This window comes from Paenibacillus sp. NPDC058177 (assembly GCF_042883835.1).
Taxonomy (GTDB): Bacteria; Bacillota; Bacilli; order Paenibacillales; family Paenibacillaceae; genus Paenibacillus_AQ; species Paenibacillus_AQ agri.
In genome coordinates this window covers 233271-250392 of record NZ_JBHVVB010000004.1, presented here as the reverse complement: position 1 = coordinate 250392, position 17122 = coordinate 233271, and the positions used below count along the sequence as shown (strand labels likewise).

Here is a 17122-nt window from a genome sequence, read left to right as displayed (position 1 = left end):
GAAAATAACTATGATTGATAAGGAGCAGTTCATGGAGACACGACATCTGCATTATTTTCTCGCACTTTGCGAAGAATTGCATTTCACCAAGGCCGCAGAACAGCTAGGCATCAGCCAACCCACCTTAAGCCAACAGATACGGGTGCTGGAGGGTGAATTGAATATGCCTCTTTTCGACCGTATTGGTAAAAAAATCGCGCTTACGGAAGCCGGAGTCTTGCTCAAAGCCTATGCCTCCCGGATGATCCAGGATGAGCAGAACGCCAAAAATGCCATCAATGAGCTTCGCTCCGACAGTCGCGGAACAATCAGGCTGGGTCTGCTTCCCTCTGACCTCGACTATCGCCTTACGCCACTTCTCGTACAATTTCACCAGGAATTTCCCAATATACGACTACAGGTGTACGCTACCACTCTAATTCGGCAAGAGGTGCTGGATAACAAGCTGGATATCGGAATTAGCCTCAAAGGACCTCGAGACCCCATGCTGGTCGAAGAGGATTTAGGCATTGAGCTGTACCAGCTGGTCATTCGCAAAGATCATCCTTATGCTGACCGCGAACATATTGAATTATCCGAGCTGCCTAATCTCCCTTTGGTGATGTATCCCAGAGGCTTGCTTGGGCGGGAACTTGTGGAGGACTGCTTCCGGGAAGCAGGACTGAAAATCACGCCCCTTATGGAGACCGGATCGGCCACCTCTGTACTTCAGTTGGTCAAAGCGGGGATTGGGGGCACGATCCAGCCTGCCAGTCTGCTCAATCATCTGGAGGATCGCAGCTTCTGCTCTATACCGATTATTAATCATCCGCCACAGCGTGAATTAAGGCTTATTTACCGGACGGATCGATTCATCAGTCATGCTACAGGCATTTTCATCGATCGGCTCAGAGACTTCCTGATAAGTGACCTTACCGGAGTGAAAACAGAACCGGGTCTGAGAAATAAGAACTGAAATATACAGTGAACCCCTTTCAAACAGCAGAGTAGCTTGGTTGTTATGAATAGTCAGGAAGGCCTTACGATTATAGACACAAAGGCCCCTCCAAGTTAGTATTAACATATATATAATGGAATCAGGAGATCAATGAAATGCCGACAATTAAAGATGTGGCACTGAAGGCCGGGGTTTCAGTGACAACCGTATCCCGAGTGCTGAACAACAGAGGTTATCTCAGTGAAGAACTGAAGAAAAAGGTCTACGATACCATGGAGGAGCTGAACTATCGTCCAAATGAACTGGCCCGTTCATTAAGCCGCTCCAAATCCAACATTATTGGCCTTATTATCCCCTTTGTCTCACACCCGTTTTTCGGTGAATTGACAAGCCACATTGAAGAGCATGCCTACCGGAACGGGTATAAGCTACTGCTCTGCAACTCCCAATTGGACAAACTCAAGGAGTTCGAATATATCGACATGCTGCGCTCCAGCCGCGTGGATGGCATTATTATGGGGAGCCATACCCTGGAAGTAGAGGCGTACCGCCAGATTCACCTGCCGCTAGTCACCTTTGACCGGCAGATCTCACCGGAGATCCCCTACGTCTGTTCTGACAATTATCGGGGGGGAGCATTGGCAACAGGCCTTCTGGCCGACAAAGGCTGCCGGAAGCTGGCCCACATCGGCGTTCATCCGCACCTTAATCTGTTGTCCCATCAGAGATATGTCGCCTTCCGGGACGTTGCGGAGCAGCGCGGAATATGGCATACCTCGCTGCACACAGATGTCAATGGCTTTAAACTGGAGGAATACGAAGCTCTACTGGAGCAATTATTCCTGGAACACCCGGATATCGACGGAATTTTTGCCAGCAGCGATATTCTGGCGGCGTATGCCCTCAAGGCTTGCCAGGACAGTGGCAGACGGGTTCCGGAGGATGTCCGCATCATCGGCTATGACGGCATAGCCCAGCGCAAGCTGCAAAACACGCTGATTTCGACTATCCGGCAGCCGATTGAAGAGATTAGTAAACGCGCGGTCGAACTGATTATTGAACAGATGCAAGGCAAGGCTGTCGCCTCCGAGCATATCCTGCCGGTGGAGCTGGAGGAAGGCGCCACTACATAGACAGCGGGTCCGCTCCGGTGAGGCCGCTGTATGAATAAGGAGGTAACAACGATGACTTTGAACGCTGTTCCATGTATACAGGTGCTGCTGCAAGAAGTGCCGCAGGCCTTTCGAAGCCTCACTCATGCCGAGGCGCTAGAGCCACTTGCACCTGGCAAATGGTCTCGCCTGCAGATTCTGGGCCATCTGTGTGATTCAGCTATCAATAATGTATCGAGGTTCATCCAGATTTCGTACGAACCACAGCCCCTGCTACTCTTCACTTATGAGCAAAATCATTGGGTAGCCGCGCAGCGTTACAGCCAGACCTCCGTGGAAGAGGTACTGAGTCTCTGGCTTAGCCTGAATCAGTCCATATTACGGGTAATCTCGGATCTGAAGCCTGCTCAGTTATCCTTGTCCTGTAAGCTGCCTAACGGGGACAACGTCACCTTCCAATGGTTGATCGAGGATTATCTGAGTCATATGGTGCACCATTTGAAACAAATATTCCCGGATATTGATTTCCTGTAACAATCAAAAGGCCCCCGTCACACTTCCACTAGGGAAGCAGGACAGGGGCCTTTTGATCTCTTATAGCGCTAACTTATCATCATATATAGATTGAACTTAGAATTCTTACACGGGGTTAGATCGTCATTGCGGAAAACGTTTGGACTTTCGGCCGCTGTTGTCTCCAGATTTCTTTTGATTGTACCGCTTTTCGCGGATAAAATCCGGAGACAAAGGCGGTCGCTTACGCTCCTTCAGTTCCAAACTTTCCCTCCATTCCGTCCCCCCTTAGTTTAAATTTTTTAGTTCAATCTATATAGTGTTATCTTATCACTGCGCTTATCCTTTTATCGATCCACCCATGAGACCTCTGACAAAATATTTTTGCAGCAGGAAAAAAATCGCCAGTGGCATCAGCATAGAGATGAATGCGGCCGAAGTAAGCAGATGCCAATCGTTGCCGCGCGAGCCGACAAGGTCGGCGATCTTCATGGACATGACCTGCACAGATGGCTGGCTGCCAATAAAGATCAACGACACCAGATAATCATTCCACACCCACAGGAACTGGAAGATGCCGATTGAAGCCAGAGCCGGAACAGACAATGGCAGAATCAATCTGCTGAAAATCGTAAAATGACTAGCCCCGTCCATAAAGGCTGACTCAAACAGGTCCTTAGGCAGCTGGCTAATAAAATTGTACATAAAGTAAGTCACCAGCGGCAATCCGAATGCAGTATGCGCCAGCCAGATTCCCAGATAGCTCCCATTCAACCCAAGCGCGGTATAATCCTTCAGCACCGGAATAAGTGCCACCTGAATTGGGATCACCAGCATGGCAATAATGGTGACGAACAGCGTCTTGCGTCCCGGGAACCTGAGCCAAGCGAAAGCGTAGGCGGCAAATGAGGCGATTAGCACCGGAATCACCGTGGCAGGCACGGCAATCGTGAGCGTATTCCAGAACGCCTGCGACAGACCAGAGCCTTTTTGCACCTTTTCACTACCATCGGCTTCTTTCAGCTTGTATTCTTTGCCGGATAGTACATTCTTGTAGTTCTCAAGCGTCAGATCTGGCGTAGTCTTCCACCCTTGCTCCTGGATGTTTAGAGTGCGTGCCCGGCGGTTCTCCCACATTAGGCGGTTACCATCTACCGTTACTCCTGCTTTTAACTGGTCATCTGTATACGTCTTACCCTTGACCTCGATCGGCTGGCGCAGGTCCACATCCTTGGAGAGTTGGATGCTTTCCCCTGCCCTCCATTCCTGATGAGGGAACACCTTCCACCAGCCGGTCTGCAAAATATCCGCCGCCGGTCGGAAGGAAGAGATGAAGAGGCCCAGCGTCGGCAGCAACCAGATGAAGCAGATGATGCCCAGAACGATGTTAACAGCCGTTTTGCTACCTTTTCTCTTCTTGTTACCAACCATTAGAATCCCCCCTGCTTGCGGAACTGACGCAGATTAATGAAGATCACCGGCAGGACTGCTATCAGCAAAACAATTGCCAGCGTCGAGCCGTAGCCAAAATTCCGGTACATGAAGAACTGTCTGTAGAACTGCGTGGCTACCACTTCTGTATCGTATTGACCTCCCGTCATCACCATGACGACGTCAAATATTTTCAAAGTAAAGACAATAATGGTTGTCGTAACCGTCAGGATCGTGGTTGAGATGAAAGGAACAATGATACTGAAGAAAATTTTGATCTCACCCGCACCATCTACTCTCGCCGCCTCCAGAATATCTTCGGGAACCCCTTTGATCGCTGCTGAAAATATGACCATAGCAAACCCCGTCTGCATCCAGATGAGGATGATGATGAGGAAGAAATTGTTCCACGGCTGAATCATACTCGTCCATGCCTGCGGCTCACCGCCAAAATAAGTCACGATCGCATTCAACAACCCGATTTGTTCATCACCCGGCTGATAATAGTAAACGAACTTCCAAATGACACCTGCAGCCACAAAAGATATCGCCATGGGCATAAAAATAATCGCTTTGGCGATTTTCTCGTAGCTGCTGCGGTCGGCGAGAATGGCTATCAGCAATCCCAACGCTACACAGGCCAGTGTTCCCACGAACACCCAGAGCAGATTGTTTCGCAGTGCCGTCGCCAGTAGACGGTCATTAAAAATTGCAGCATAGTTGCTAAGACCAACGAATTTCTCCGAAGAAGCATTGAAGAAGCTTAGGTAAAGCGTCCGCAGTGCAGGCAGCACCAGCAGCCAGCCCAGAATCAGCACCGCAGGTCCTACAAAAACATAGGGGAGCACCCTCCTGCGAATATGAGCGGGGTATCTCTCAACCGCCCAGGTCAATGTATAGTAAATCAGATAGACGCCCAACACGCCCCAAAGCACGGCAAGAACGGCGGTCACTAGTGGATTCAACGTTGAATCCCGGAAAAATAGAAAGATAAGTCCATTCACAACGATATTGGCCAGCAATACACCGAGGGATAACAACACCGCCGATACACTGATTCGTTGCTTTGCTTGTGCACCCATGTTTAGCTTCCTCCTATAAGTTTTGCTGAGCAAAACTCTCTTCGCAAGCAAATAAAAGAGAGGCAGCTTACGGTGATGTGTCCTGCCTCTCTTCTTGTTGTCATACAGTCCTGTGACGATGTGTTCCGATTAGTTATTCCATCCCGACTGGATTTGCTCCAGTGCCTGATCCAGTGTAGCCGTGCCGCTCACATAATCGGTCATTCCTTTCCAGAAGGTGCCTGCACCCACTTTGCCCGGCATAAGGTCAGAGCCATCGAAGCGCAGGGTTGACGCGTCCTGAACGAGCTTCGCCATGCGTCTGTCGGACTCGGAGCTGTACCAGTCCAGGGAAGCATCATTCATCGGGGCGATCATACCGCCTGATTGAACCCAGCTCTTGACCGACTCACCTGTTGTGAAAAATTCCATTACGGCCCGGACTTCCGGACGATCGTTGAACATCGCGTATATGTCTCCGGCTACGAGAACTGGCTTGCCGTATTGAGGATCAATCGACGGCAGGTAGAACCAGTCGTAATCGACATCCACCTTGGCCGTTTCAGGGAAGAAGCTGGTGATGAAATTGCCTTGACGGTGGAACCAGGCTTTGGGCGGATTATCGAACATTGGTTTTGGCGCATCGCCAAACGCTGTAGTTACAATCGACTTCGTGCCGCCATAGACGTAGTCCTTGTTCATCCAGATCTGCGACATCACTTCCACGGCATGCTTCACCTCAGGAGAAGTAAACGGCAGCTCTCCTTTGACCCATTTGTCATAGTTCTCTGGGGAAGTGGTGCGGAGCATGATATCCTCCACCCAGTCTGTAGCCGCCCAACCGGTAGCCGCACCGCTCTCGATACCGATGGTCCAGGCAGGGTCACCATCCTTGGCGATCTGCTCAGTGAGGGCCATCATCTCATCCCATGTCTCAGGCACCTTGTAGCCGGCTTCGTCAAATTGCTTCTTCGGATACCACACCAGGCTCTTCACGTTGCTGCGGTTCCAGATACCAGCCATAATCTGGCCGTCTTTGCCGTCCATTGTAGACATATCCAGCCAGCTCTTGTTGTAGTTGGTTTTCATCTTTTCCTGGTCCAGGACATCGGTCAGATCAATGACCTTCCCAGTTTTGGCGATGGCGGCAAGTAGTCCCGGCTGCGGGAAATCAGCGATATCAGGCGCGTTACCACCGTCTACCCGAATGTTGATCGTCGCTTCAAATTCTTTGGAGCCCTCATATTGGATATCGATACCGGTCTTCTCTTCAAACTCTTTGATACTATTCTCGAATTTCACCTGATCGGCATCGACGAATGGTCCAAACACGGTGACTTTGGTCCCTTTATATTCACCTTCCATCGCTAAATCCAGCGGTGATCCCGCCGCGGTGTCTGTACCTGAATTTGTTGAATTAGCCGCCTGATTATTGGTTTTTGCCGGAGGATCTGTTGATGCTGCTCCGTTATTACTGTTGCCGCCGCCACATGCACTTAACATCAAAGCGAAGGACAAACAGACTACCAGAGGCAGAGTTACCTTGCGTGTTGAAGACTTTTTCATCTTTGCATACATCCCCTTTTAGTGGTTTAGAGAACTTTCTGCTGTCAATCATGCCCGGTAGCCGAACGCCACCAGCTTTCCTGAATCACCTCCTTGCAAAGGTTTTCAAAATAGGGTTAGCACCGTACTCGAACAGTCAGATTATGCATTCGCTATTATAATAGCGCTTACAAACGGAGATCGCGTCATTATGAATTCGCTTACATAGTTTTATTTATTTAAAATTGCGAAATATAGTAGGGTGTAATTCATGGTGGGGTAGGAGAAGAGAATGCAATTCGTATAATTATAGTTATTTTGTGAAAAGCTTTTCAAAATGAACGGAAAAAGAATGCTGCCACTCATTTTTCCCTAGAGGATTCCCTCACGATCAGTCTGTGGTCCATTCTTTCTCGCAGAATAGCAACCGAACCAGTCACCAGCAGTTCATGCAGTTTCTCAGCGGCACGATATCCAAGTTCATAGATTGGCTGTGCGATGGTGGTCAATTTCGGAATGAACATACTAGACATTCTAAGGTTATCAAAGCCGACAACGGATACCTGGCCTGGGACATGAATATTCCGGTCTTTAAGATAGGAGATCGTACCCATCGCAAATTCATCAGCTACGCAGAAGACGGCGGTTAGCTCCGGATATGCCGTGAACAACTCATGTGCAGCCTCATAAGCATGCTCAAAACGATGATTGGCGTATCTGATTTTGCCGATATTCTGTTCAAGACCACATTCCGTCAAGGCCCTGATGAACCCTTCATAACGTGGTGGACCAGCGATGGAATTGTCATGGTTAAAGCCGATCATACCGATTTCCTTGTGGCCAAGCTCAATCAGGAATTTTACCGCATCATAGGCAGCCGCTTCGTCATCAACCTCAATAGAAGGAATTTCATAGTCGTAGGTGTGGGAGGATAAGAGTACAAAAGGAATACGGCAACCAACAAGCTTGTCGTAATACTCGGGGTAAAGAACGTCACTGGCGAACACGATGCCGTCCACCTGCTTCTCATGGAAGTTATCGATGTAGGACAACAAGCGTTCCTTGTCACGGTCTGTGTTGCAGATCATCAGACTGTAGCCTAGCTTAATACATGCATCCTGCATGCCCCGGATAATTCCTGCAAAATAGAGGTTCTCGATATCCGGTATTAACAGTCCTAACGTGAAGGATTTCTTGAAAATCAGACCACGCGCAAAGGCGTTGGGTTGGTACTGCAGCTTCTGTACTGCATCCATGACCCGTTTACGCTTGCTCTCCACCACAGAATCGGGGTAATTCATCACCCTGGATACGGTGCTGATGGATACTTCGGCCATCTTGGCCACATCTCTGATTGTTGGCTTCATTATGGATACTTCCTTTTTAGAAAACCTTTTCAAGGGGATTATAGCAAGGCTGTTTGAAATTGACAAGTGCATTTGTTAATCGCTTTCAAAATATGTTATTTAAGACGAACTTAAGATCCGAACGTAAAGCTCGGTCGTCACTACGGTGGAATGTTTGGACTTCCGGCCGTTGTTGTCTCCAGATTTTTTTGGATTATACCGCTATTCGCGGATAAAATCCGGAGACAAAGACGAGCGCTTCGCTCCTACAGTTCCAAACTTCCCCCTCCGCTCCTTCTCGCTTTTTGTCATATTCTTTTGTTCATCTTATATATCTGGCGTCTCGTCGTGAAGACCCCGAATTTCAAAAAGCAATTAACTTACTTGAAGTGTGTAAATTATAATTAATCATGGTATAATGTCCTGTGTATCTCCGCACAGCATTGCAAATACTGTTATCAATAGTATGGGAGGGATTATACTTGAAAAAACTTCAGGACGTTCGTATCTCTGTGCTGGATCTGGCCCCGATTGTTGAAGGCGGCACAGCACGCGATTCTTTTCATAATTCACTCGACCTGGCTCGCCATGCCGAAGATTGGGGTTATCACCGCTATTGGCTAGCTGAGCATCATAATATGCCCGGTATTGCCAGCTCCGCGACATCGCTTGTGATCAGCCATGTGGCAGCGGGCACGAAGACGATCCGTGTCGGTTCAGGCGGCATCATGCTGCCCAACCATGCCCCTCTCACCATTGCCGAGCAATTCGGCACGCTGGAATCCTTATATCCAGGCCGTATTGATCTAGGCCTCGGCCGGGCACCAGGCTCGGATCAGCCCGCTTCACGCGCACTGCGCCGGGGACTTGGCAGCGACGGGAGCGATTTTCCCGAGCAGCTTAGCGAGCTGCGGGCCTACTTCGATCCGAACGGCGCGGAGTTCCGCCCGGCAGGTGTGCGCGCCGTTCCTGGCGAAGGCCAGAACGTTCCGATCTGGCTGCTAGGCTCCAGCGGCTTCAGTGCCAGATTGGCTGGTCAATTGGGCCTGCCATTCGCCTTCGCCAGCCATTTTGCACCAGAATATCTGTTGCCTGCACTTCATCTGTATCGCAGCAGCTTCCGGCCGTCTGAAGTACTGGAGAAACCGCATGTTATGGTCGGTCTCGGAATTACAGCAGCAGATACCGTGCAGGAAGCCCGGCGGCTTGCTACCTCGCAGCAGCAGCAATTCCTGAATCTGATCCGCGGCCGTACCGGGAAGCTTCAACCTCCGGTTGACAGCATGGATGAGCTCTGGACCCCACACGAGAAAGCTATCCTTCTAGACAAAGGGAAATATTCCATTGCCGGAGACAAGTCTGCCATCAAGGAAAGACTGCAGCAGATTCTCGAAGAAACGGATGCGGATGAATGGATCATCGCTTCGCAGGTCTATGACCATGCCGCACGGCTGCATTCCTATGAGCTGGTGGCCGAGGCCATCAAAGAGAGCTAATACCACCAACAGATCCGTTCTTAATAAAATACACCTTAGTTGGTGTAATTGCTAAAAATAAAGAGATAACAAGAGGAATCACTCAATAATAGTATGTAATGATTTAAAAATGACCGATTTCAGGTATAACACTTGAAATTGGTCATTTTTCTTTATATCGCATTTTGATTATACTTTAGTTATTCGCTATAACGAACAATTGTGCGTTCATTATATCTTCTACTCTGTGCATCAAAGGATCACAGGTAGCGAGAACGGTTAATTCCGTTCATTATTAGTAGTTCTACAAAGAACTACTTTTCGACAAAGTATGAGGATATATGCGTTAAGTAACAGCGTATTTTGGCGGGTACCGACATAGTTTGTCTATGCACATGGCAAAGGGCCCCAAGTGAGAGGAGCGAAGACTGTGATCAAGAAATATCGCTCGGCCTTTATAGCTGCGTATGCCCTGATTATTCTGGCAGGTGTCATCTGGCATGCGGGTGGGGCAAGCGCGCAGGACACCATTAAACTTAAAGTGAATTCGCATACGACGAGCACAGCAACCATGAGCAATATGAAGCCTGGCGATCAGATGCGCTCTGACTACACGATTATTAATGAAGGTAACGAGGACTTTGATTATTATGTAGACTTTAAATTCAAGTCCGGGGACGTTGAATTGTACAAAATCCTGCAGATGACCCTTGAAAAAGGGGGAGTAATCCTTTATTCCGGGGTAATGAGCGAAGCACCCGGAAGAGTAGCGGTAGGATCGCTGGCCGGAGGCGGTCAGGAAGCCATCATCATGGATGTCACCTTCCCATGGGAGGCCGGCAACGAATACCAAGGGAAGCAGACTACGGTAGCTTTTGAATTCACCGCTTCGGGGACACCGGAGCCAACGGCTTCGCCGGAGCCGTCTACTGGGCCGAGTCCGACTCCATCTGCTACGGCCTCACCTGAACCTTCGGTAGAGCCTAGCACTGGGCCGACACCAACGGCTTCGCCTGAGCCGTCTACTGGGCCGAGTCCGACTCCGTCTGCTACGGCCTCACCTGAACCTTCGGTAGAGCCTAGTACTGGGCCGACACCAACAGCTTCGCCTGAGCCGTCTACCGGACCAAGTCCGACTCCATCTGCTACGGCCTCGCCTGAACCTTCGGTAGAGCCTAGCACTGGGCCGACACCAACAGCTTCACCTGAGCCGTCTACCGGACCGAGTCCGACTCCATCTGCTACGGCCTCGCCTGAACCTTCGGCAGGACCGAGCGCTGAACCGACGGCTTCAGCTACTAATCAGCCTACATCCGGACCGCCAACTCTGCCTACGGCTACAGCTTCGCCGGGTATCCCAGGCGTCATTGTAACGCCTGGACCATCGGTTGCCCCAACGCCAACGGCAACGCCGGGGCCACGCGACATTATCATCACCGACGATGCGGTCCCATTGGGTGGCGGTGATCACAGTGGCGGAACTGCGCCAGAAGCTTCGCCCGGTGCAGGCATTACTACTGGCAGCACAGCGAAGCCAGCACCAACACCGACATCTTCGCCGGGTAATGATATCACCTTGGCCGATGATGAGCTGCCACTGGCTGCTCCCGATACCGGAGATAAGCTCCCGGATACCGCGGAGCCTTGGTATAACCTGATTCTCATCAGCTTGGCTGTAGCTGTAATCAGTGTCATCGTTCTACGCAGGTTGAGATCGAAGGGGTAAACTGAATTTCCCTAAGTCTGGAGGAGAGAGTATGAAGAAGAAGCATTCCGGTACCGTCATTGCCGTGAAGCTGATCCTCATACTCTCTTTGTCTGTGCTGCTGTATGCTGTCGTGCAGGTGGTTAAAGCCCCTATAGAGGCCAGGCAAGCCCTGCAAGCCTGGGAGAAAAAGAGGGAGGAAGCTGTAAATCCCTCCCATATTGAAGAGCAACCCCTCCCCGCAGGGATGATAAACGTCCCTTCGACAGCACCCGACTCCAAGCCGTCTTATATAGAGGGCGAGGTGATCGGGGAGATTTTTTTCCCAACCTTGAATAAAAAAGTAGCCATCCTGGAAGGGACAGACAGTTCTCAGCTGAAAAAAGGAGCTGGCCACTACGCTGGCAGCGCGGCTATTGGCGCCGACGGCAACAGCGTGCTGGCTGGACATCGTGACAATGTATTCCGCAATCTCGGAGAGCTGGAAATCCATGATCCCATCGAGGTGGAGACCGCAAGTGGAAAATTCACGTACGAGATTACTGGAAGTGTGATTGTGGACAAGGACGAACGCGGGGCGATCAAATCCAGTGAACAGCCTATCCTCACGCTGATTACATGTTATCCATTCTCTTTCGTTGGTTCGGCGCCTGACCGGTATCTGCTCACTGCCAGACTGGTGGAGAAGGAACCCCTTTGATCTTTTTATAAGACGGCCTGAGGATGAGACCAGCGTTGGAACGTGATACTATAAAGAAAGAGGATTTGAAAATGTTGTATTGAGGAGCTGAGCCAAGTTGAAACAAGAAGTGATGACACGCTTTATTTCATATGCAGAAATAGATACACAATCTAATGAAGACAATGATACCTGTCCTTCCACGCCGGGTCAGATGGAGCTGGCTCACAAGCTGGTTGAAGAGCTGAAAGAGATTGGCATGCAGGAGGTGACGGTGGACGAGCATGGCTATGTGATGGCTACGCTGCCGTCGAATACAGACAAGGAAGTGCCGACCATCGGTTTTTTGGCCCACTTGGATACGGCAACGGATCTCACGGGAGCCAATGTAAAACCACAAGTGGTAGAGAATTATGACGGCAGCGATATTGTTCTGAACAAAGATCTTAATGTGGTCTTGTCCACAAAGAGTTTCCCCGAACTGGCTGAATACAAGGGACATACGCTGATCACTACAGACGGAACGACTCTGCTTGGTGCGGACGACAAGGCGGGAATCGCTGAGATTATGACGGCCATGAATTATCTGCTGCAGCATCCAGAGATTAAGCATGGAAAGATCAGAGTGGCTTTTACACCGGATGAGGAAATCGGTCGCGGACCGCATAAATTCGATGTGGCCGCTTTTAACGCTTCTTATGCATACACCATGGACGGCGGGCCGCTTGGGGAGCTGGAGTACGAGAGCTTCAATGCAGCTGCAGCCAAAATCACCGTGAACGGCGTGAACGTGCACCCCGGAACGGCCAAGGGGAAAATGATCCACTCCTCCAAAATCGCCATGGCGCTCCATCTCAGACTGCCTGCGGGTGAAGCCCCTGAGTTCACAGAAGGTTATGAAGGCTTCTACCACCTGATCTCCATTCAGGGATCGGCTGAGCAGAGCAAGCTGCACTATATTATCCGCGACTTTGACCGTCACCAGTTCGAGGCCCGCAAGGCGCATCTGACGTCCATTGTGGATGAGTTCAAGAGCACCTACGGGGATGAGAATGTGATTCTGGAGATCAAGGACCAATATTACAATATGCGTGAGAAAATCGAGCCCGTACGTCAGATCGTTGATATCGCGCATGAAGCGATGGTGAACCTCGATATTAAGCCGATCATCCGTCCAATCCGCGGCGGAACCGATGGCTCGCAGCTCTCCTACATGGGGCTGCCGACCCCCAATATCTTTGCCGGGGGAGAGAACTTCCACGGGAAGTTCGAGTACGTCTCCGCCGACAACATGGTGAAGGCGGTTCAGGTTATCGTAGAAATAGCCAAGCTATTCGAGCAAAAAGCATAGCATGGCTAAAAGCCGGGCAGAGGGAATTATCCTCTGCCCGGCTTTTTTAATGCCCGCTCATTTAAAACCACGCAAACGCCACTCGCCCGCTGCCGTTCTTTCCACATAAATACCTATATTTATAGCGGACAAATTCACCAGCGGGTATTATACCCAGTTTATCCAAGCAATTTTCATGAATTTTCGGAGAAAAGATGCTGCATTTTCAGAAAACCTGTGCTAATATTACACTTTGTTTGAAGGATAAAAAAACTATGTAGAACGAACTTACACGATATACGTGTATAAATATATAAATTAAGAAGGTGCATCATGGAAAACAAAAATCATCAACAATTTAATCTAATGAAGCTGACCTGGCCGATCTTTCTGGAGCTCTTCCTGTTCATGCTCATGGGTAGTGTCGATACCTTTATGATCAGTACCGTCTCAGACGATGCTGTATCCGGGGTAGGCGCAGCCAATCAGATTATCGCCATTGCCATTCTGGTCCTTAGCGTGATCGGCAACGGCGCATCTATCGTCGTCTCCCAGTACCTCGGTTCCAAAAAACCGCGGGAAGCCGCAGAAGTGACCGGTAATGCCATTACCCTTAATCTGGCGGTGGGACTAATCTTGAGCGCACTACTGTTCGGATTGGGCAGACCTTTGCTGCATGCGCTTAATGTTCAGGGTGATATTTTCGACTACGCGCTCTCCTACATGAATATTGTTGGCGGACTGATCTTCTTCCAGGCGCTGATCAACGGACTGGCTGCCACCATCCGTACGCATGGATTCACCAAGCAGACGATGGTGATTTCCCTGCTGATGAACATTTTTCACGTAATCGGCAACTATCTGCTGATTTACGGACATTTCGGTCTTCCTGCACTCGGCGTGGAAGGTGCCGCCATCTCGACGGTTGCGAGCCGTCTGATCTGTCTGGCCCTGTTCTTCTGGCTGCTCTACAGAATTATGGAAGTTCGGGTGAAATGGAGATATTACACGCACCTGTCCAAAAATTATGTGATGCAAATTCTCAAGATCGGCATCCCGTCTGCTTTTGAATCGATAATCTATCAAGCTTGTCAGCTTGTATTTACACTCTATATTACGTACTTGGGTTCGGAAGCCATGGCTACCCGCCAGTATGCGCTCAACATCTCTAACTACATCTATCTATTCAGTGTAGCTGTATCCATGGGGACCTCCATTATTGTGGGCCATCTGGTGGGTGCAGGACGTAAAGAAGAAGCGTATAAACGTGTATTCTCCAGTGTAAAATGGGCCATGCTGGTCACCGTTATTATTGACGTTATCGTCATTTTATTCCGGGTACCGCTGTTTGGACTATTCACCGATAATGAGAGTATCATTATTATGGGTGCCCAGGTTATCCTGCTCAGCATCTTCCTGGAGACAGGACGCACAACCAACCTGGTGATCATCAACTCCCTGCGTGCTTCCGGTGATGCGAAGTTCCCTGTCTACATGGGTCTGATCTCCATGGTCTGCATGAGCTTACCGCTGGGTTATGTGCTCGTATTCAAACTTCACCTTGGTCTTGCCGGCGTGTGGATTGCCACAGCAGCAGACGAGTGGTTAAGAGCGGTAATCATGTACTTCCGCTGGAAGAGCCGGGCTTGGGAAAAACACGCGCTGCTTGAACCGGATCGTCCGGAATCCTCCTCTGCTTCACCGATGGCAGCTGTACATTAATCTATATTCGAAAAAAGGGCAATTCTTCGCGTCATTCAGACGTCAAGAATTTCCCTTTTTATTTAATTTCTTAAAAAATGAGGACTATTTTCTAAATTTTAACACATACTTTTTCAGACAAGCTTCCTATTATAATGTAAGCGTTATCAACTATATTTAAAAAGGAGGAATTTTAATGATTCAGCACTCTCGCAAGCGTAGACAGAAGCAAGCCCGGCCCAGGCCGCTATCCAAGCTGATGTTAGCTGCAACCGTACTGTTCACCTCTTTTGCCATACCGTTCCATCCCCCTTCCGCTCAAGCCGCACCAGGAGCTGCGCAGGTCTATTTCAGCTCCGAGTCAACCACAGGTTCACCGGGGAGCAGTATCTGGTACAATAACCCCGCCGCCGCCTCTGCCGGTATCCAGTACGCTACAAGCAAGCAAGCCGATATCCCCCTCACCAATCCCACAAACTCCACTGCCACAGCCATTACCGTAAATCCAGAGGTCCAATACCAGAATATGCTGGGATTCGGCACATCGCTGGAAGAGTCTACTATTTATAACCTGTCTCTGATGTCCGCAGCCAAGCGGGATGAGGTACTCCGCAGATTGATTGATCCCGTGAACGGAGCGGGTATGAACCTTTTCCGGATCACCTTCGGAACCTCTGATTTTACCAGCCGGAATTTCTACACTTATGAGGATACCAGAGGCAGCTTCTCTATCCAGAAGGACATCGACTATAACATAGTCTCTACGGTGCAGCGCGCCATCGCCATCGGCAACGAGACCGGCAATCCGGTCAAAATTTTCGCCAGCTCCTGGACAGCTCCGGCCTGGATGAAGACCAACAACAGCCTGATTGGCGGCTATTTGAAACGGGAAAATACGAATGATCTGGCGGTCTACTACCGTCGCGCCATTCAGGAATACCAAAGCCGGGGCATCCCCATCTATGCGATGACCCTGCAGAATGAACCGCTGTATGCTGCGCCTGATTATCCCAGCATGCTGCTGACCTCTGCCAACGAACGGGAGCTGGCGATCGCCTTGAAATCCCAGCTCGACACCTACAGCATCTCCACCAAGCTATGGGCGTACGATCATAACTTCGGCGAAGTCTGGACACATCTTCCTGGTGTCTTGGACAACGCGGCAGCGAATGCGGCTATTGAAGGGGTGGCTTTCCATGACTACTCCGGCGATCCTACGGCCATGACAGCGGTGCGCAACACCTATCCGAGTAAATCCGTGCAAATGACCGAACGCGCCGTGTGGGGCACGGGAGGAGCCGACAGGATGGCGCAGTATTTCCGCAACTGGTCCGGCTCTTACACTAACTGGGTCACAATGCTGGACCAGAATATCCAGCCTGAGAAATGGACAGGAACACCAGGGCCGACCATGCTCATCCAGAGCACGTCGAACCGCAATACGTATTGGGTAGCCCCAGAAGTCAATTTTATCGGTCAGTACGCCAAATTCGTGAAACCAGGAGCCAAGCGAATAGACAGCAACTATGGCTCTGCAGCTACGGTCACCAATGTGGCTTTCCTCAATCCCGACAACAGCATCGTGACGGTCGTTATTAACCAGACCAGTTCCGCCAAGAGCTTCAAAATCCTCTCCGAAGGACAGCAGCTCCTGGGCACCCTCCCCGCCAAAACTGTAGGTACGTACATCTGGACCCGTGGCGAAGGTGGCGGCACCGGCAGTGTACCGATCGGTTCCACCATCGCACTCCAATCCATGGCGAACAATCTGTATGTATCAGCGGATAATGCAGGCGCAAGTCCACTGATTGCCAACCGGGCGACGGTCGGCACATGGGAGAGATTCCAGGTGGCCGATGCAGGGGGCGGCTGGATCTCCCTGAGAGCACTGGCGAACAACAAATATGTGACAGCGGAGAACGGCGGCGCGGATAGCCTCATTGCGAGCAGAGACACCGTTCAGGGCTGGGAGCAGTTCCAATGGATTGACAATGGCGACGGCACCATCTCGCTACTATCGAATGCCAACAACCGGTACGTGACGGCTGATAACTTCGGTAATAGTCCACTTATTGCCAATCGTACTAGTATTGACGGCTGGGAGAAATTCAAATTCAGTATCCAATAACCCTGCAACTTGCGTACCCGTAAAAACAGGTAACAGCCCGCCCCTCCATCAGGGGCAGGCTGTTCTTGGACAATACCCGTCACACTTCTAAAATTAAGCAAGCATAAGTGCACGACTTATGCTTGCTTAATTCATAGAAACAGAGGACAATATTCAGGG

13 protein-coding genes are annotated in these 17122 nt (G+C 50.1%); 9 read left to right on the top strand and 4 right to left on the bottom strand.

Going from position 1 to position 17122, the window contains the following annotated elements:
• Window positions 1-31 precede the first annotated feature (31 nt).
• From ACFVU8_RS18315 to ACFVU8_RS18305, 3 genes are all read left to right on the top strand, one after another.
• Window positions 32-955: a LysR substrate-binding domain-containing protein gene (locus tag ACFVU8_RS18315; RefSeq protein WP_387429118.1), complete on the top strand. Its 924-nt coding sequence runs from the start codon at window positions 32-34 to the stop codon at window positions 953-955.
• Window positions 956-1092: 137 nt separating this feature from the next.
• Window positions 1093-2070, top strand: a complete 978-nt coding sequence (locus ACFVU8_RS18310; RefSeq protein ID WP_387429115.1) for a LacI family DNA-binding transcriptional regulator — start codon at window positions 1093-1095, stop codon at window positions 2068-2070.
• Window positions 2071-2121: 51 nt separating this feature from the next.
• Window positions 2122-2583, top strand: a complete 462-nt coding sequence (locus tag ACFVU8_RS18305) for a DinB family protein (RefSeq protein WP_387429112.1) — start codon at window positions 2122-2124, stop codon at window positions 2581-2583.
• Window positions 2584-2901: 318 nt separating this feature from the next.
• Here ACFVU8_RS18305 and ACFVU8_RS18300 read toward each other — a convergent pair whose 3' ends face one another.
• The 4 genes from ACFVU8_RS18300 to ACFVU8_RS18285 all read right to left on the bottom strand — a co-directional run bounded on the left by ACFVU8_RS18300 (window position 2902) and on the right by ACFVU8_RS18285 (window position 7966).
• Window positions 2902-3993 carry a carbohydrate ABC transporter permease gene (locus tag ACFVU8_RS18300; protein ID WP_379466556.1) on the bottom strand — a complete coding sequence of 364 codons (1092 nt, stop codon included), beginning with the start codon at window positions 3991-3993 and terminating at the stop codon, window positions 2902-2904.
• The gene (locus ACFVU8_RS18295; protein ID WP_175370814.1) at window positions 3993-5075 is read right to left on the bottom strand and encodes a carbohydrate ABC transporter permease; all 1083 of its coding nucleotides are present in this window, start codon (window positions 5073-5075) and stop codon (window positions 3993-3995) included. The genes ACFVU8_RS18300 and ACFVU8_RS18295 overlap by 1 nt, the downstream gene beginning before the upstream one ends.
• 129 nt (window positions 5076-5204) lie before the next feature.
• Window positions 5205-6620 (bottom strand): ABC transporter substrate-binding protein, encoded by a 1416-nt coding sequence (locus ACFVU8_RS18290; RefSeq protein WP_387429109.1) that lies wholly within the window; start codon window positions 6618-6620, stop codon window positions 5205-5207.
• 341 nt (window positions 6621-6961) lie between these two features.
• On the bottom strand, window positions 6962-7966 hold the full coding sequence (locus tag ACFVU8_RS18285; RefSeq protein ID WP_175370816.1) for a LacI family DNA-binding transcriptional regulator: 1005 nt from the start codon (window positions 7964-7966) through the stop codon (window positions 6962-6964).
• Between the two features lie 461 nt (window positions 7967-8427).
• On the opposite strand from ACFVU8_RS18285, the gene ACFVU8_RS18280 reads away from it, so the two are divergent.
• The 6 genes from ACFVU8_RS18280 to ACFVU8_RS18255 all read left to right on the top strand — a co-directional run bounded on the left by ACFVU8_RS18280 (window position 8428) and on the right by ACFVU8_RS18255 (window position 16963).
• Window positions 8428-9441, top strand: coding sequence for an LLM class flavin-dependent oxidoreductase (locus tag ACFVU8_RS18280; RefSeq protein ID WP_387429106.1), 1014 nt, complete (start codon window positions 8428-8430; stop codon window positions 9439-9441).
• Window positions 9442-9850: 409 nt separating this feature from the next.
• Window positions 9851-11146, top strand: a complete 1296-nt coding sequence (locus tag ACFVU8_RS18275; RefSeq protein WP_387429103.1) for a hypothetical protein — start codon at window positions 9851-9853, stop codon at window positions 11144-11146.
• Between the two features lie 31 nt (window positions 11147-11177).
• On the top strand, window positions 11178-11825 hold the full coding sequence (locus ACFVU8_RS18270; RefSeq protein WP_387429100.1) for a sortase: 648 nt from the start codon (window positions 11178-11180) through the stop codon (window positions 11823-11825).
• A gap of 97 nt (window positions 11826-11922) precedes the next feature.
• Window positions 11923-13155, top strand: a complete 1233-nt coding sequence (pepT, locus tag ACFVU8_RS18265) for a peptidase T (protein WP_387429097.1) — start codon at window positions 11923-11925, stop codon at window positions 13153-13155.
• A 312-nt stretch (window positions 13156-13467) separates the two neighbouring features.
• A complete protein-coding gene (locus tag ACFVU8_RS18260; protein ID WP_175373373.1) occupies window positions 13468-14856 on the top strand; it encodes an MATE family efflux transporter in 1389 nt (462 codons plus the stop codon).
• A 175-nt stretch (window positions 14857-15031) separates the two neighbouring features.
• Entirely contained in the window at window positions 15032-16963 is a 1932-nt protein-coding gene (locus ACFVU8_RS18255) for a glycoside hydrolase family 30 beta sandwich domain-containing protein (RefSeq protein WP_387429094.1), read from the top strand.
• Window positions 16964-17122: the final 159 nt, after the last annotated feature.

Excerpts from the sequence above, each read along its gene's own strand:
- ACFVU8_RS18295 (WP_175370814.1), bottom strand. The coding sequence starts at position 5,075 with ATGGGTGCACAAGCAAAGCAACGAATCAGTGTATCGGCGGTGTTGTTA.
- ACFVU8_RS18260 (WP_175373373.1), top strand. The coding sequence starts at position 13,468 with ATGGAAAACAAAAATCATCAACAATTTAATCTAATGAAGCTGACCTGG.
- ACFVU8_RS18285 (WP_175370816.1), bottom strand. The coding sequence starts at position 7,966 with ATGAAGCCAACAATCAGAGATGTGGCCAAGATGGCCGAAGTATCCATC.
- ACFVU8_RS18305 (WP_387429112.1), top strand. The coding sequence starts at position 2,122 with ATGACTTTGAACGCTGTTCCATGTATACAGGTGCTGCTGCAAGAAGTG.
- ACFVU8_RS18290 (WP_387429109.1), bottom strand. The coding sequence starts at position 6,620 with ATGAAAAAGTCTTCAACACGCAAGGTAACTCTGCCTCTGGTAGTCTGT.
- ACFVU8_RS18300 (WP_379466556.1), bottom strand. The coding sequence starts at position 3,993 with ATGGTTGGTAACAAGAAGAGAAAAGGTAGCAAAACGGCTGTTAACATC.
- ACFVU8_RS18255 (WP_387429094.1), top strand. The coding sequence starts at position 15,032 with ATGATTCAGCACTCTCGCAAGCGTAGACAGAAGCAAGCCCGGCCCAGG.
- ACFVU8_RS18270 (WP_387429100.1), top strand. The coding sequence starts at position 11,178 with ATGAAGAAGAAGCATTCCGGTACCGTCATTGCCGTGAAGCTGATCCTC.
- ACFVU8_RS18310 (WP_387429115.1), top strand. The coding sequence starts at position 1,093 with ATGCCGACAATTAAAGATGTGGCACTGAAGGCCGGGGTTTCAGTGACA.
- ACFVU8_RS18315 (WP_387429118.1), top strand. The coding sequence starts at position 32 with ATGGAGACACGACATCTGCATTATTTTCTCGCACTTTGCGAAGAATTG.